The organism is Pedobacter zeae (assembly GCF_014196715.1).
In the GTDB taxonomy this organism is placed as follows: domain Bacteria; phylum Bacteroidota; class Bacteroidia; order Sphingobacteriales; family Sphingobacteriaceae; genus Pedobacter; species Pedobacter zeae.
In genome coordinates, this window is sequence record NZ_JACIEF010000001.1 from 1,529,564 (window position 1) to 1,545,722 (window position 16,159).

At 40.7% G+C, this 16,159-nt stretch carries 13 protein-coding genes; 7 read left to right on the top strand and 6 right to left on the bottom strand.

Annotated features, from left to right (window positions below):
• Nucleotides 1-22 precede the first annotated feature (22 nt).
• The 4 genes from GGQ60_RS06320 to GGQ60_RS06335 all read right to left on the bottom strand — a co-directional run bounded on the left by GGQ60_RS06320 (nt 23) and on the right by GGQ60_RS06335 (nt 4,505).
• The gene (locus GGQ60_RS06320) at nt 23-1,105 is read right to left on the bottom strand and encodes an efflux RND transporter periplasmic adaptor subunit (RefSeq protein ID WP_183761004.1); all 1,083 of its coding nucleotides are present in this window, start codon (nt 1,103-1,105) and stop codon (nt 23-25) included.
• Between the two features lie 229 nt (nt 1,106-1,334).
• The gene (locus GGQ60_RS06325; protein WP_183761006.1) at nt 1,335-1,841 is read right to left on the bottom strand and encodes a hypothetical protein; all 507 of its coding nucleotides are present in this window, start codon (nt 1,839-1,841) and stop codon (nt 1,335-1,337) included.
• The gene (locus GGQ60_RS06330; protein WP_183761008.1) at nt 1,838-3,055 is read right to left on the bottom strand and encodes a hypothetical protein; all 1,218 of its coding nucleotides are present in this window, start codon (nt 3,053-3,055) and stop codon (nt 1,838-1,840) included. The genes GGQ60_RS06325 and GGQ60_RS06330 overlap by 4 nt, the downstream gene beginning before the upstream one ends.
• 31 nt (nt 3,056-3,086) lie before the next feature.
• On the bottom strand, nt 3,087-4,505 hold the full coding sequence (locus GGQ60_RS06335; RefSeq protein ID WP_183761010.1) for an amidohydrolase family protein: 1,419 nt from the start codon (nt 4,503-4,505) through the stop codon (nt 3,087-3,089).
• Nucleotides 4,506-4,821: 316 nt separating this feature from the next.
• Between GGQ60_RS06335 and GGQ60_RS06340 the strand changes: the two genes are divergently transcribed.
• The 6 genes from GGQ60_RS06340 to GGQ60_RS06370 all read left to right on the top strand — a co-directional run bounded on the left by GGQ60_RS06340 (nt 4,822) and on the right by GGQ60_RS06370 (nt 13,180).
• The gene (locus tag GGQ60_RS06340) at nt 4,822-5,775 is read left to right on the top strand and encodes a polymorphic toxin type 23 domain-containing protein (protein WP_183761012.1); all 954 of its coding nucleotides are present in this window, start codon (nt 4,822-4,824) and stop codon (nt 5,773-5,775) included.
• Complete coding sequence (locus GGQ60_RS06345; RefSeq protein ID WP_183761014.1) at nt 5,759-6,481, top strand: hypothetical protein; 723 nt, start codon at nt 5,759-5,761, stop codon at nt 6,479-6,481. The genes GGQ60_RS06340 and GGQ60_RS06345 overlap by 17 nt, the downstream gene beginning before the upstream one ends.
• 1,083 nt (nt 6,482-7,564) lie before the next feature.
• Nucleotides 7,565-10,489, top strand: coding sequence for a DUF11 domain-containing protein (locus GGQ60_RS06355; protein WP_183761017.1), 2,925 nt, complete (start codon nt 7,565-7,567; stop codon nt 10,487-10,489).
• Nucleotides 10,490-10,510: 21 nt separating this feature from the next.
• A complete protein-coding gene (locus GGQ60_RS06360; protein ID WP_183761020.1) occupies nt 10,511-11,203 on the top strand; it encodes a hypothetical protein in 693 nt (230 codons plus the stop codon).
• Nucleotides 11,204-11,236: 33 nt separating this feature from the next.
• Nucleotides 11,237-12,181 carry a T9SS type B sorting domain-containing protein gene (locus tag GGQ60_RS06365; RefSeq protein WP_183761023.1) on the top strand — a complete coding sequence of 315 codons (945 nt, stop codon included), beginning with the start codon at nt 11,237-11,239 and terminating at the stop codon, nt 12,179-12,181.
• Nucleotides 12,182-12,199: 18 nt separating this feature from the next.
• A complete protein-coding gene (locus tag GGQ60_RS06370) occupies nt 12,200-13,180 on the top strand; it encodes a PorP/SprF family type IX secretion system membrane protein (protein WP_229685101.1) in 981 nt (326 codons plus the stop codon).
• A 34-nt stretch (nt 13,181-13,214) separates the two neighbouring features.
• Here GGQ60_RS06370 and GGQ60_RS06375 read toward each other — a convergent pair whose 3' ends face one another.
• Both GGQ60_RS06375 and GGQ60_RS06380 read right to left on the bottom strand, forming a co-directional pair.
• Nucleotides 13,215-15,095, bottom strand: coding sequence for a gamma-glutamyltransferase family protein (locus GGQ60_RS06375; protein ID WP_183761026.1), 1,881 nt, complete (start codon nt 15,093-15,095; stop codon nt 13,215-13,217).
• Nucleotides 15,096-15,257: 162 nt separating this feature from the next.
• Nucleotides 15,258-15,581 carry a TfoX/Sxy family protein gene (locus GGQ60_RS06380; protein ID WP_183761029.1) on the bottom strand — a complete coding sequence of 108 codons (324 nt, stop codon included), beginning with the start codon at nt 15,579-15,581 and terminating at the stop codon, nt 15,258-15,260.
• A 266-nt stretch (nt 15,582-15,847) separates the two neighbouring features.
• Between GGQ60_RS06380 and GGQ60_RS06385 the strand changes: the two genes are divergently transcribed.
• Complete coding sequence (locus tag GGQ60_RS06385) at nt 15,848-16,126, top strand: hypothetical protein (RefSeq protein ID WP_183761033.1); 279 nt, start codon at nt 15,848-15,850, stop codon at nt 16,124-16,126.
• Nucleotides 16,127-16,159: the final 33 nt, after the last annotated feature.

The window sequence follows — 16,159 nt, forward strand, 5'->3', positions numbered from 1 at the left end:
AATTAAGTATAGAGGATTTAGATTATTCTGTTTTCAATCTCAATTGTTTCAACACTTCTTGAGGTTGCTGGAATTTAAAGGCAATTTTATCATCATCCTTAACCTTCTGTACCCCTTCAAGCAAAATCTTATCTTCAACGGTAATGCCATCGCCTACGATGTATAAATCAGGAAGGTCTCCTGCGATGGTAATCATCCTGGAATGTACTTTATTATTTTTATCAACTACAAAAACATAAGTTTTGTCCTGTATATCGTAAGTGGCCTTTTGTGGAATAATGAGGGCATTTTTTAACGGAACAACCATATGTATTTTACCGGTTTCGCCATTGCGAAGCAGGTTATCGCTATTGTTAAACCTTGCCCGGAAAGCAATATTACCTGTTTCGTTATCGAATTCGCTTTCAATAACTTCTACTTTACCTTTCGATTTAAGAAACTCACCGTTAGCTAATAATAAACTTACTTCCTGTTGGCTTTTTGCTTTTGCCGCACTCTGATAATTTAAATATTCAGGTTCTGATACGTTGAAGTATGCAAAAACCTGGCTGTTATCTGAAAGGCTGGTTAACAGAGCGCCCTCATCAACCAAACTACCCAGTTTTAAAGGAATGCGGTCGATGGTACCATCAAAAGGTGCCCTGATTTCGGTATTGGATAAATGAAATTTAGCCAACGCGGTTTCAGCATTTGCTGATTGCAATTTGGCTTTGGCCATAGCCAGTTCATTTTTCGAAACGATGTTTTTATCAGACAGTAACCTGGTATTTTCCAATTCAATCTCTGCCGATTTAGTTTCAGCCTGGGCTTTTAACAATTCAGACTGTGCCGCTTTAGGCATAATCTTAAACAATAACTGACCTGCTTTAACACGCTGGCCTTCATCCACATAAATATTTTGAAGATACCCTTTTTCCTGGGCCCTAACTTCGATGTTGCGGACAGATTTGATCTGCGAGACATATTCCTTGGTAAACGAAGTATCCATTCTTAGCGGTGTGGTTACCGAATAAGTAGCTACTTCTTCTTTTTCTTCTTTTTTCGAGGTACAACCCGTTACGTAAAGTAAAGTACACAAGCCTAAGCATATGACAACTCTTTTCATGTTTTTTTTGTTGAATGGTTTAATCTGATTTATTTTTTTCTAATTAGTTTCCCCAGGTAACCAATTTATGAGGTAAGTAGCCTGATATGTGATGCAGGTACTTAATTGATTTCAATAAATTATGGTTACACAATGATTTAATTCGAAAGCGAAATAAATACAGATTTATGAAGTTATAATGAAGTTGAACTTCAGCTTGATGAAAAGAATTATGATTTAATGCTTAGAGTCAGGTCTTAACGAAGTAACGCTTGATTACCGAAAAGAGATAGACTAAAAGCACCCAGCCGGCGATTATAAATTTTGGCCATGCGATGAAATCTGTCTGCCAAAATTCAGCTGGATTTGCCGGGTGGTGAAAACTGTGGAGCAGCCTGATATTTTCAACTACATCCAATGAGCCAATTACAAAGGCGAGAAATAAATTAAGCCGTAATAATTCATTTAACCAGCCTGTTTTTTCCCGCTGCATTTGCGCGTTAGATAAGGTCATGATGAGCAGCACATAAACCAAAATAAAAAGAAAATCAAGATGTGTATTCTGCTCAGCAACGTTTAAAAGTGTCTGATCACCATAGCGGGTATTGTTCCAAAGTGAAATAATTTCCGCTCCTGTACTTTTACCGGCAAGCTCCAGGTTAATGATTCCCTTACCACTCAATTGCTGAAGTATGCTTCCCTGATAAGACATTACCGCGCAGGTAGTAATAAATACTAAAACCAATACCTTTTTCATTTCTTTGCTCCTCCCTGATGTTTTAAAACTTCTACAACTGCACTTCCGCTTTTATTGGGGTGGTTAATGCATTGGATAAAAGCCTGTGCTGTTTTTTTGAAATGCAGGGGCAACGGATGCAATTCATCTGTCCAACCGTTTTTACCTACTGATCCCCTCGAATCGATATGGAATACCCTATTCTCCCCTAGCATTTCACTAAAAATACGACCGATATCTATCATCATTTCGTTGAAGAGGTAAATCATGGCATACACAATTTTACGCTGATCTTCCGGATCGTAAATACCCCTGAGCTGTAAGGGTGTTTTTAGCCATCCGCCATGCCCTAGGAAAGTCCGTGCAAACAGCCTATACCATTTGAGCGGATTATAGCCTGCTATCTTTTTATCGCTTGGAATGGCGTAATCGTAACCTTGTGTAATAATCTGTATGCCCGGAAATTTACCTTCTTCTCCTTTGCCTTTGCCCCCGGTAAGAATACCATTGATAATAAAATAATATTGGAGCTGAAAAAAAGCCAGCAAGGCATAAAAGTCTTTGGAGATGAATTGGGTACCCCGCTTAAAATCTTCCGGCTTGTCGGGCGGATGAGCTGCATTTTCATAGAGGTACTTTGCAAAGGCACTCTTTTCAAATTCATTGGAATCCCCCTTATGTGTAACCATGGCTGCTATCCTCCGGTTTCCAACCAGGTCGTTTCCGCCGCCGCTAATGATAAATACATCGGGTTGGAGCGTAGAAAGCTGTTCTACATACTTTTTGGCATTAACCATGTTCATCAGCCAATCGCCTCCGGAGGCCAGGCTATAAACAGCCATATTTTCTTCCATGGAAACCCAGTCAATTACATCGCTTAACAGGATAGGATAATTGAACCAGGAATCGCCCTCTACAACGACTACCCTGTTTTTAAGCCCATTATGCTTAGCCATATGCTTACGGAAATTATTTTTCACTTTTTTTATGAAGCGGGTATTGCGCTGGCTGTTCTTCAACGCATCTACCTTGGCCATGACAGGCTGTAATGCTGCTATTTTACGTACCTGCTCCAGGTTAAGGTCGTAAATGTGCTGAATAATTTCGGAGAGATCATATTCATTAATTTCAGGCCGCAGTTCAACAAGCTCGCTAACTGTAATGTTATTATTGAGCAATCTGTCGATCAGGTATTTCTTTATTGCAGGGTCCATCGGTTTACGGTCGTTGTTCATACGCTTTCTTTTTTAATGTTGAGTATAGAAATTACCTGAAATTTTTCTCCATAAAGCTGAGCATATTCCAACTCATAAACTTCTCTACAATTTCTTCTCCGGAGATCAGATTATCCGGCATCGACATGTTGTAATCCGGGTTCGCTACAAAAGCATTGGCATGGATAAGAAGCCTGTCTTTGAGTAATCCAAAGTCGGCAGAGGTCCATATTCCATCAATAGGATTAACGATGCCATCGTTATCACTTCCCAAACACTGGATATCCCAGGCCGGAAGCCTGTTGATATCGAGCAATACTGCGATATAACGGATCTGTCTCCATACAAAGAGTGCTGCATGCAGTAAGATTGCCTCGCTGCCAAGGTGCTTTCTGAAGAGCGCTATTTCATGACTGCTGGCAATACGCCTTTCATCTAATTGTATCCCAAACAGTCCTTTGCTTTGCCCGATCCGTACAATCTCGCGGTCAGAAAAGTTAATATCTGCACTTAAAAACCAATTGTAGGCATATTCATCGCCACATATGGCTCCATGGCTGACAATTACAGGGATATGTTCGTTATTGTATTCCTGATCCAGGAGTTCGAAATACTCACTCCGGGCTGCAACGCTCATATGTTTGATGTCGATCAGGATTCGTTTTCCATTTATTTTAGCTAATAGGGCCCGGATCATATCCCTGCCCAGCGAATTAATGCCTTTTCCAAGCATTATACTTTGATTCGTGATCAGTTTTACTGAAAAGTCAGTTAAACTGGCCGCATGACCGCATAATCCATTATAAAAATGGTGCGCAAAGGTAACAAACAACGGACAATGCGGCCAGGCTTTTACCTTTGCCAGGTTATCCATTAAACTTTGCTTTACCAAAGGATCGTCGCTTCCTACCTCCTCAAAACGATTATAAAGTGCATGCATCCCTTCAAAAGACAATCCAATGTATACCGTATATACCTCATCGTCTGCACTTTGAGCAATGTGGTTAAAATCCATTAACAACACATACCTGATTTTTTTGGACCCAAAGGTGAATATGCTTCCATCTAAGGCCTTTAAAAAAGCATATTCATTTTCCAGGTCGGTAAAATATCCATTGTTTTGATCCTGAATATAATGTATACGCTCTTTTCCAATGCCCGTAACCAGGTTTACACTATCCGTAACCAAATCGCCTGGCAAGGCATTTTTCCTGACAAACCCTTTTTCGAAAGGATATAATGAACAAAAAATAAGTCCAACGCCCCCCTTTTCCAGTGCCTGGATACCAGCCTGAGGGAAGGTGGTAATGCCTAAAATCTTATTCAGAATCTTTTTAACCAACGGTGGATTGCCATAGAAATAAATGCAGTCTTTTACTAAGGGATTTGTTCCGGGTATCCTATCAGGAAAACTGCGTCCATAAGGTTTCATCGAAGGATGGCAATGTAAATCTGCAACAGAGATATTCATAAGTTGAAAGGTTTTAGATGGAATACTCCCTAAAGCACCGCACAACATCCGCTTAAGGATATACTGGATAAATACTGTTATCGCATACGTAAATATAACGGATCGATTGATAGATTACAATACCCAATAGTGGGTATACCATCTAATTATAACTATTGAAAACGCCACAAATTAGCTAGTGCCGGGTATTTGCATTCTGCATCATATTGGTTAAATTGCATCACCAATACAAACTACCGTTAGGCCCTAAAGTCTGTTGCAAGAATATGGGGATAATTTACTGTATCGGCAACCTGATTATTAAAGCCGCTCTACCATGAAATACCTGATTGCGCTCGCCTTTTTCTTCCTTTTTAATGGTGCTACCTATGCTCAGAAAGATTGGATTTATACACCATATTTCAGTTTCGGACTTAATGTAAATCTTAACTATGGAAAAAAGCAAACTTTCCCAGGGGTAAACCTATACGGTGGTTTTGCCGTAAGCGCGGTGTTCAAAAACAGCTTCATTGCAAACTATGGTGGAAGTATATCGTTGTACCGGAAAACTGTTGGCACCAACCTTAATCCTTTGATCGATAATATTGAGATAGACTTTACCAATTCGATATCAGCAGGATACGGTGGAAACCCTTTAAGTTATAGAAAACTGATTAGGACGATGCAGAATTCTGCTTTTTATAACATTAATTTAAACAATAATTACTTTGGCTTACTCTCTACCAATATTGTGCTGAACAACCACAGGCGTAACCAGGTGGTGGGTTCACTTACCCTTTCGGGGCCAGGATTAAGTTTTAATTATTACAATGATGGTGCTGCACCTGTAAAGTGGCTTGGCATTGGCGATGGCTTTGATCGTTGGTGGACCGGTGGCGGTTCGTTTTTTGTACACTCGCGCCGGGGCTTCAATTATGGTGAGTTAAGTTTCGATCAGTTTACGGGCTACCAGCCATTTTTGTTTGAGCTTTCTGAAATTATCGGTATCGATGTACCTCCATATACACAATCGGCCGATGCGCAATCGAAAAGGAAAAAAGATTCAAACTACAACAGTTCCCAATATCATCTCAGGATTGGACTCAATGAACATTTCAGTATTGATGCTGGTGTTTTGGGTTCGTTAAGAGTTGGTGAAAATGGAACTATATTTTCATTTCAAGACCTTATACACGTAGTTGGCAAAATGCCATTGCACCCCAATAATGATATGAACAGGGTTTTTATCGGAGGATCATTTAATAATATCAATTATGTTAAAGTTAAATAGCAGCAGGCTCATTATTTTTATGCTGGTGGCATTGAACGTTTCGTGTACCATCAGAAAACATCCGTTTAACTTTACTAAAAACATAGATAGCGCATTTTTGCAAAGTGTGTTGCAGGGAAGTAAGTCTGTATTGGCCACCGAAAAGAACGCCACCAGTGCAAGAATATATAAAGCAGGTTTTCTTCAAGGCTGGATGGAGCAGGATCATTTTGTTGACTGGGCGGTATTGAGTAAACAGCGGAAAAATGAGTTCACCTCTTTTAATCGAGGGGGCAAAAGCGAGTACGATGTTTACCTTATTTTATTTGAAACAAAAAATGGAGGCAAAAATAGTTTTTTACTTTTCACGGTGCAAAGGCCATGGTCAGACACTGATACTGCTACAGGCTTTAGTCCTTTTTACTACGGAATTTTAGAGAGCCGTGCATCTGGCGCCTATCTCCTTGCTGATGAAACTTTTAAGATAGCAGCTAAACATGCAACTTATACTCCAACGAACAGAAGAAGCAACAAACTATATTTTTTACTGGATAAACAATATGGCTCCGCTTTTAAGTCAGACAGTCTCAGAATTGAAAAGGTTGTGCTTGCACAGGACAATCAGCTAAGCGATAACAAAGCATTGGTGATATCGGTAGATGAGGTGTTGGGTGATAAGGTATCGCTGATTATGAGATATGAGGATACCATTATTTTGAAACCTTAACAGCGTTTAATGATGAGAAAATTAAGAAAAAAAAAGGCTAAGAGAGACAAATTATTTTTCTTGCCTACACTGAGGTGTGTAGAAATTGATGGAGAGTTTTGTGTTTTCGAAAGAAAAGACGGTGGATGGAGCGAAACAGGTATAACCTACACTACTTGTAAAGAATGTAAGGAGAAAACAGGAACCAATCGTTGCTATTCGTTATAATCCTCACTCTTTCAATCCGAACACCTTAAATGGTTAAAGTATTTCCTTAACATTTACGAAACAGTATGCTTACATTAAACGCTTAATTTAGCTTATGTAATGGTCTTTCTATATTTCTATAAACAGATTAAAGCGGCACTACATGGAGCATACAATACAATCTGACAGGGATATCCGGTGTGAGTTTCTCAATATTTTTAAATTTATCCGGGCAGCCTGTGGAGTAGAATCACTGGGTGAAACACCGCATATACCCGAACCAGAAAATACAAATTCATCAAACCTTGCAGTGCATCAGGTTCCCACACAAAACTAAGCACCTGTTATAGAACCGGATCCTCTAAACAAACCCTGGTTAACTTCTGCTAAATAGGGTTTTCAAATCGGCTATCAGAATTGTTTTTCAAGGGCTAAAAAATGCTACTTATTCTATTTGTACACATCATTTTTACAAAAAAAAACATTTTTTATTCTCCAAATGCTTTTTCTTGTTTTTCTGGTGCAACAAATCAATATAAAACACTGATTACAAACAACTTAACAATCACAAAAGCTCAAAGATTAAAAAACAGCATAATTGATTTTTAATTAAACCCGTATAAGTAGAATTACATGTGCCTTATTTTATGTAAAAACCGCCTTTACAGTACTTTAAACCGCATTAAAAATTAATATTAAAGGTATTTTTTAATTCAATTTTTTAATTACATTCGACCAAAAGATCCCTACAAACTGACACATTTGAACTAAAGCATCAATAAGATCCGATCCTATAAAATCGGCTGTTTTATAATGCTAAAATTTATTAATCGCTCTCTGCCTTTAATGAATAATTAGGTCCATGCGAAGTCGTATATGGGTTTCAAAAGGTTATTTATGACTAAGGCTTTTCTGCTGTATTTATACTTACTTAACGGCTTATTGGTTTCAATATTGCTTTGCTGTGCAAATATTGTGTTTGCACACAATGAAGTCAGGGCTGCAGCAAAGATTAGCTTTAGTAATTTTTCTTTACCTTTTGTTGCCAAAGCCAACAAAAGTGCCTTTAATCGCTTTTATGCCAGCAGTTATTCTAAGCATTATATTGCTCCTGCCCCATGGCAATATTGGAGTAAGGCCAACGAAATAGTTATTACTTCGGATGTTGGAACTGTTACCGGTACAATAAAGAAAAGTGATGGTACACTCTTATTCAACTTCACTTGTGTGCAGGGTACACCTTATGTACAACGCTTTAGCGGATTACCTAAAGATGTACCTGCACATCCTCTAAATACCGTAATATCCGGAGCCGGATTAATTATAGAAGCCACCGGATCAGTTTCAGTTAACTTAAGAAATGTTGCTTCAGATAATTTAGGAACTGATGGTACGGATACAGACATTAAGGGTAATGCCTCACTTTTCAGTTTTGGTGACGCGGCAATCGGAACCTCATTCCGAGTAGGCTACTATCGCGACGGCAATCTTGCTACCGGTTCGCATGCTCCCATATATAGCATTATGGCTACCGAAAACAACACCATTGTTAAAATAGCCGGAGTAGCAAAAGCAACGTTAAATGCCGGACAAAGTTATCTTTTCAATGCACCAATGGGAACCTTGGTAGAATCATCCGGACCCGCTGTGATGAATACCGCAGCAGACCTTGATGCTCCCGGCGGTTGTGGAGATGGTGCTTACAATCCAATTCCGCCTATTGCCTCATTGGGGCAGGAGTATGTTGTGGTTAGAGGCGAAGGTAATTCAACCGCCGAGCAGACCACGGTGATTGCAACAGAGGCCAACACCGTAGTTACAGTTACCGACTTTGACCTGAATGGAACCCAGAAGAGGGTAACTACTTATACGCTGGCCCAGGCTGGAGATTTTAAAACGTTTGAGCATGGTTTTGTTTCCGGAACATATAGTACAGCAAATCCGCCAGGCATAAATACAGGCCGATATTCGTCGTCAAGAATTGTAGCGAGTAAGAATGTACAAGTTTTTTCAGGTACAGCTGGCATTTCAGGCGGAGGGGGTTGCGAGGTCGATGTTGCTACTTTAGTCCCGATATCCAGCTGTTCGGGATCCAAAAAAGTCGAAACCAGTAAATTCACCGCTTATAACAATAGTGATTTATCCTATTTTGGCTACATCATTACAAGGAGTACGGCTAAAATTTACCTTACAACCCAACAGGGTACAACCAATTATACCAACAGCGACATTGAAACGATACCCAGTGTCGGTGCCCGTAAAGCACTGGGAACTTCCGGTCTGTATTTAATAAGCTTTACAAAGGCAAATATTGGCTCACCAAAAACGATCATGATTAACAGTTCGGAACGGCTTACCGTTTCCATGGTGCAACAAGGTGACGGGTTCTCCATGTCTAACTTTATTTCACGCTTTCCCGAAAAGGGCGATCTGCCACTGGTATCGCAAACCAATTGTGCATCGGCAACGCTTACGGCAAATCCAAATGCTTCATCTTATCAGTGGTATCTTAACGGAAATGCGATAAGCGGGGCTAATAACAGTACCTATGTGGCCAGTACCTCGGGTAATTATGCCGTTAGTTACAGCCTGGATTGCGGCATTAGTGCGCCTTCCCTCCCATTAAATATCTCACTTTGTAATATCGACCGTTCTATTACTAAAACGGTTGACGTTGCTTATCCGGAATTGAATACGAACGTGGTTTTTACCCTTAAGGCCCAAAATTTAGGTGATGGCAATGCAGTTGGAGTGTCAGTTACAGATCTGCTTCCTGATGGTTTTACTTATGTATCGAGCGTAGCGCCATCAGGTACAAGTTATGATCCTGTTTCGGGCATATGGACCATTGGAGATTTAGCCAGTAACGCCAGTATCAGCTTAAAAATTACTGCTAAAGTGGTAAAAACAGGCGTAAACACCAACAATGCCAGCATCACAGGTTCACAACCCGACCAGGTTAGCAGTAACGATCAGAGTTCGGCTAAAACCACTACCGGATCAGGCGACAGAGAAGTGTGCGTGGGTACAGCCATGAACGATATTGTTTTCGATATCCCATCAGCAACAACTAATGTTACGGTGAGTGGATTACCTGCGGGAATTAATGCTGTATACAATAATGCAACAAAAAAATTAACCATTAGCGGTACGCCAACCACAGCGGGGCCACCAAAAACCTATACGGTAACTGGTACTGCCGGCGCTGCACTAACCATAACCGGTAACATAACCGTAAATGGCAATGTAAGCAGTCCGGTTTTTAATAATGGATTAACCAGTACACGTTGTGTCGGTACCGGTACCGACACCTATACTGCAACCGCTACAAATGCCACGCAAATCGTGTACTCCATGTTACCCTTAGCAGCCGGTGTTATTGATGCAAGCAATGGTAAAGTAACCTGGAATACTACATTTACCGGTACTGCTACCATAACGGCCACAGCGAAGGGCTGCCAGGAGAAAACAACAGATTTTACAGTAACTATAAACCCGCTTCCAAATTTAACCTTAGGTACTGACCCTGAAATATGCCAGGGGTTTACCTCTTCTGCTCTCCCTTATACTAACGCTTTAAACAATCCAACTATCTATAGCATTACCTGGGATACACCTGATTTTGCCCCGGTTAACAGCCAGCCCTTACCTGCAGGAAACATTCCTTTAAACATTCCCTTAAATGCGGCTTTAGGTTTGCATACCGGAGTATTGACCATCAAAAATGCAGCGGGTTGCAGTACCCAGATTAATTTCAATATTAAAATAAATCCAAAACCATCGGCACCACATGTGATGGTGCCAACTAATTCACAATATTAATAAACAAAAAAAATCATCCCCATGAACAACTCCATTACAAAAACCGTTTTAACCATTACATTTCTGTTGATCTGTACATTTTCGAAAGTATCGGCCCAGGTATTACCCACCACAAGCGGCGTTAATTTATTTTGCCAAGGATCCGACCTTACTTTACCTGCTCCTCCAGCCGGAGCTGACTGGATTGTTAAGTACAGTGCCACACAAACTACCACACCAAGTACGGGTGTTACTTTGGTTTCTGGAAATAAAATCGCAGCTAATGATTTAAATACGGGTTATTATTATCTAAGTTCTAAATCGACCACACCAGGCTCCTGCGAATCTGAACTACAGGAAATTCCGGTATATGTACTTAAGCCACTGGTGGTTAATTTCACACCGGCTGATTTCTGTCTTGAAAGTCCATTGGCCCAGGTTGGTGCGGTTACTAATCCTGATGCGACCAACATTCCGGATCTAGCCTATCAGTGGTATACGGTAACAGGAGGCGTAGAAACGGCGATTGCAGGTGCAACAACGAAAGATTATACGCCAGCGGCTCCGGCTACTGTTGGAACAAAAACACATCGGTTAAAAGTAGGTTATGTTATTAATGGCAACAAATATTGTGCGCAATGGGCAGATCATGATGTTACAGTAACAGCTAAACCTGTTAAACCAACCATCACCCCTGGAACCATTACCGGCACAGCCTCTGCGGTTACTTTCTAAACCGATTTCGTTTCCCAGGTAATTGTTTTATAAATGAAGCTAAGGATATCCTCCTTTCTGTCATTGGCTTTGCTTTTGTTTTTTATTCAAACAGCAATGGGCCATGTTGCTTCCGATGAGCGGCAAACCATTACGATCAGACAAGGATCGTCGGTGGTTCTGTATGCCAGTTCGGCTGGGGCAGCTTCATATATCTGGTATAAGGATGGTATTCTGGTACAAGGACAAAATAAGCCGAAACTTATTACCGCTACAGCGGGCATTTATAAAGTTGCTGCTATAAATAAATTGGGCTGTACATCGGATATTTCAGATGAAATAGAGGTTATTGTATTGCCGCAGCTTAGTGCAGATGTTGCCATAACAAAACGATCAGAATCAAAGATCGTAGTGAGTGATCAGGTTTTTGAGTATTACCTGAATGTTAGAAATAACGGTAGTGACGATGCCACCCAGTTGGCGATCAAAGATGCACTTCCTGAAAATCTTTCTTTAGAGAACCTGAATCAGCCCACAGATGGAGTAGCCAGTTACGATCAGCTAAGCCGAACAATTAACTGGAACATCCCCTTATTACCCAATGGCAAGTTTGCCGAACTGGTTATCAGGGTAAGATCTAAGCAATCGGGTATGGTGAGTAATACAGCTACTGTAAGTGCTGCAGAATTTGATCCTAACCTAGCCAATAATACATCAACCGATAAAAAAGAGATTTCGGGGTTAAGAATACCCAACGTTTTCACGCCTAATGGGGATGGCAAAAACGAAACTTTTTACATTGAACACCTGGAATCCTTCGAATCGAACGAAGTTACGATCATTAACCGCTGGGGAAGCACGGTTTATCAATCCAATCATTACAAGAACGACTGGACGGCTACGGGGCTTACTGATGGAACTTATTTTTACGTAATTAGGGTTAGAAATGGAACGGCAAACTGGCAAGACTACAAAGGTTATGTAACGGTAATCCGGTAAATAAAACAAAATACAGACATGAACATTTTGAAAAGACTTTTTTTTGTTTTGATCATTACACTATTATCTGTTAAGGCTTTTGCGCAGCAGGATGCCCAGTTTGGGCAATATGTTTTTAATGGCATGTACATCAATCCTGCCTATGCGGGTTATAAGGAAGAACTTTACCTGCAGGCTTTTGCCCGGGCACAATGGACCGGTGTTCGCGGTGCACCACAAACGCTTTCTATAGCGGCAGATGAAGCGGTAAATGACGAAAGTCTTGGCCTGGGACTGATTGTAACCAAAGATAAAATTGGTGCACAGAATACTTTAAATGCATCGGCAAATTTTGCTTACAGGATAAAACTCGACCGTACTGAAACCAATATCCTCGCTTTCGGTATGGGCATTGGGGTAATACAGGCCTCTTTAAACGGCAATATGTTAGATCCTATCGAATCGGGCGATAACCGCATTCCTACCGGATCAACAAGTCAGACCCAACCCGATATACGTGCCGGTATCCATTATTCAAATGAGAAGTTTTTTATTGGTTTTTCGGCTAATAACCTCTTTTCTAAAACCTTATCAGTATTTAGCGACTATAATTCGCTCAACATAAAAATTCAACCACATTTTTACCTGAGTGCAGGAGTTGCCCTGCCAGTAAATGATGATTTTGTTTTTAAACCCACTTTTTTAATCAAAGATGATTTACACGGACCAACTTCGTTAGATTTAAATGCCTTTTTACTCGTAAAAGAGCGTTTCTGGCTTGGCGCTGTTTATCGAACTTCGGTAAAAATTTATCCAAAAGATAACCTGCAAAGCGGCTTAACCAGTAGAGCGGCATTGGGTTTCATCAGCGAATTGTTTATAAGATCCAATCTGCGCATTGGTTATGGCTACGATTACAGCCTTAATAAACTGAGCAATTACGATTATGGTTCACACGAAATTTCAGTAGGCTATTACCTCCAAACCCAAAAAAGCCGTAGACCAAAGTGTTATTTTTAGGTTTTAATCAAAAAAATGAGGTTTGGATAGCGGTTTACCATGCAATGCCGTAATCTTCGCCATGGTTACTCGAACCACCTTGAAAGCTATTGTGCTTCCAATCAAAATAAATAGCATTGATCGGCCCACTGGTCCGTTCTGAGAAACTGAGCACATAGCCCATTTTTTTCAGTTCATCGCGCACCTCCTCTTTGGTGTTCGCATTTAACAAAATCTGACCAGGCTTTGGTTCTCTGTCGCTTGTTTTAGAGCCTCCAAGTGAAAGCCAAAGCTGATTGGTATTAAAGTTAGGCGCTTCGGTTGCCTTTTGAACATTCATGTTAAACTCAGCCATGTTTAAAAAAAACTGCAACAGGTTCTGGTCCTGCGTATCCCCTCCCTGAACTGCAGCCGATATAAAAGGTTTACCATCTTTAAGAAACAACGAGGGCGATAAGGTTACTCTGGGCCTTTTGCCAGGCGCAACAACATTAAAGGGATTCAGGGTAGAATCGAGCACAAAGCTTTGCATGCGTTGGCTCATTCCAATTCCGGTATTACCTGCAATACAGGCCGGGAGCCAGCCCCCGCTTGGCGTAACAGAAACCACCCAACCTGCTTTGTCTGCAGCTTCTATAGATGTTGTTCCGCGCCATAAACGGTCTTCATAAATTTCTTTTGGTGTATTGTTCCCCAGATCGTGCTTCGGGGCAAAATTACGGCTGCCTGTATCGGGGTTAAAGCCCCTGCTTTTTAACAGCTTTAAATAAGGGTTTTTCTTGCCCTCGTATGGATAAGGATCGCCGGGGCCGATGTTTGCACTATTTTTATCAAACCTGATAAGCGATGCCCTTTGTTTGGCATAATCTTTACTTAATAAGCCCTCCATCGGCTCTGCAGGGTACTGGTTTGGATCTCCATAATAAAAATCACGGTCTGCAAAAGACAGGTTCATGGCCTGGTAAACGGTATGAATATATTTTGAGCTGTTATAACCCATTGCTTTCAGGTCAAAATTCTCGAGTATATTCAAAGCCTGCAGTAAAACCGGGCCTTGGGTCCACTGTTTTAACTTGTAAACTTTAATGCCTTTATAATCGGTGCTTAATGCTTCTTCCTCAACAGGTTTCCATTTAGCCAGGTCATCCATGGTAATTAAACCACCTTGTTCTTTACTTCCGCGAACAAATTCTTGCCCGATATCTCCTTTATAGAAACGATCGTAGGCGGCCATTAATGCCTCTTGCCTGGAGCGGCCTTTCTTTAACGCGGCCTGCTCGGCTTCAACCATTTTGCTTAGGGTAGACAGTAAATCTTTTTGAATAAAAACCTCCCCCGCTTCTGGTGCTTCGCGTTTTTGTCCCAGATGTGGCAGCAGCACTTTTTTGCTGTAAGGCCAGGTTTTAATCAATTCTTTATCGCGCTCCATGCTGTTTGCCGCCTGTGCTTCTATAGCATAACCTGCAGCCATGTGCATGGCAGGCGCTAAAACCTGCTTCAGGCTCATGCTGCCATATTTGCTCAGCATGTAGATTAGCCCACCAGGCGTACCTGGTGTGGTTGCTGCCAAAGGGCCATATTCGGGCGGAAAATTATAACCTTTAGCTTTAAAAAAGGCTACGGTTGCTCCCGTTGGGGCAATGCCCATCGCATTAATGGCCATCACCTTTTTTGTTTTCGGGTTATAGATCAGCGCTTGTGTTTCTCCTCCCCAGCTCAGGGTATCCCACATGGTGCAAGTGGCGGCCAACATGGCACATGCGGCATCAACAGCATTTCCACCTTGCTGAAAGACTATTGCCCCTGCTGTAGCTGCCATCGGCTTTCCGGTAATGGCCATCCAATTGTTGCCATAAAGCATTGGTTTTTGCGTTTGCTGTGCAAATAAAGGGCTAAAAGAAAGCGATAACAATAAAAACAGGCATAAATTTTTCATCGTTACAATATAGCGAAAATATATGCTATAGCAATCCTGTGTCAGCATTGCAGCCCCTAATTCAGGGTAATAAAACAAGCTTGTTACGAAATTTAAACACCATTACAACAACTAACCATTTTTAATAATACCGTACGTTGGAAGCAAAATTAGATCCTGCCTTTATTGCTTTTTCTTGGGTTTAGGTTCAGGCAGTTCAGCTACTGTGATGGTTACCAGTTTTTTTAGCCAATCGCGATCTTCCAACTGCTCCTCGATTAGAAGTTGATTTTTTGCACCTGGGTATGGCGGTGCTTCTATAACATCCACGATATATGCTCTCCCCGCTAAAGTTGGCTTAACAAACAGCTTATTGTCGCACACAAGTGCAAATAGCTTAGCATCAAAATACAAACCATATTCGCCAAACATTTTCTTACAGGTAACATGTTCTGAATAATCAATCTGATCGATTATGAAGTCTACGAATTTCTGATCTGATGCCATTTACAATAGATTTAATTTAAATTTCAAAATATAAGCAAAGCCAAAAAATAATCGAAAAGGTGGTCTGTTTTAGGGTAAATTTTGGCTGCATTAAGCACTAAGATAAGAACAATCACCCGGTTATTTATGGACATACAGCTAATAAAGGCATTATTAGCTTTCTTTTGATTCTGATTTGCAATAATGGGCTTAATCGCTAAATTTGCCGCCCAGCAAGGCGGTTGTTTATTAAGCACCATCTTGTTCTAAAAGATAAAAAGAATAAAATGGAAGAAAACGATTTTGTTTCGATCTGGCTGCAAGAAACCGGAAATCCTGCAATTGAGAAACTAGGCCAGCTAAACCTCGAAGTTGCCAATAAAACGACAACATTGCTCGCAGAAAAGGGTGCTACAGAAAATGATCTTGCTTCGATTCTGGATATTAATCCTGATGAAATTAAACGGTGGTTAATTGGCAGGCATGTTTTCAGTATCAAGACCATCAATGAAATTAATTATGCATTGGCTGAAATCCCTGCCAAACAACAAGTTAAATTTCAATAAATTAAGCAATTAAATTTTAATTACCACCATAAA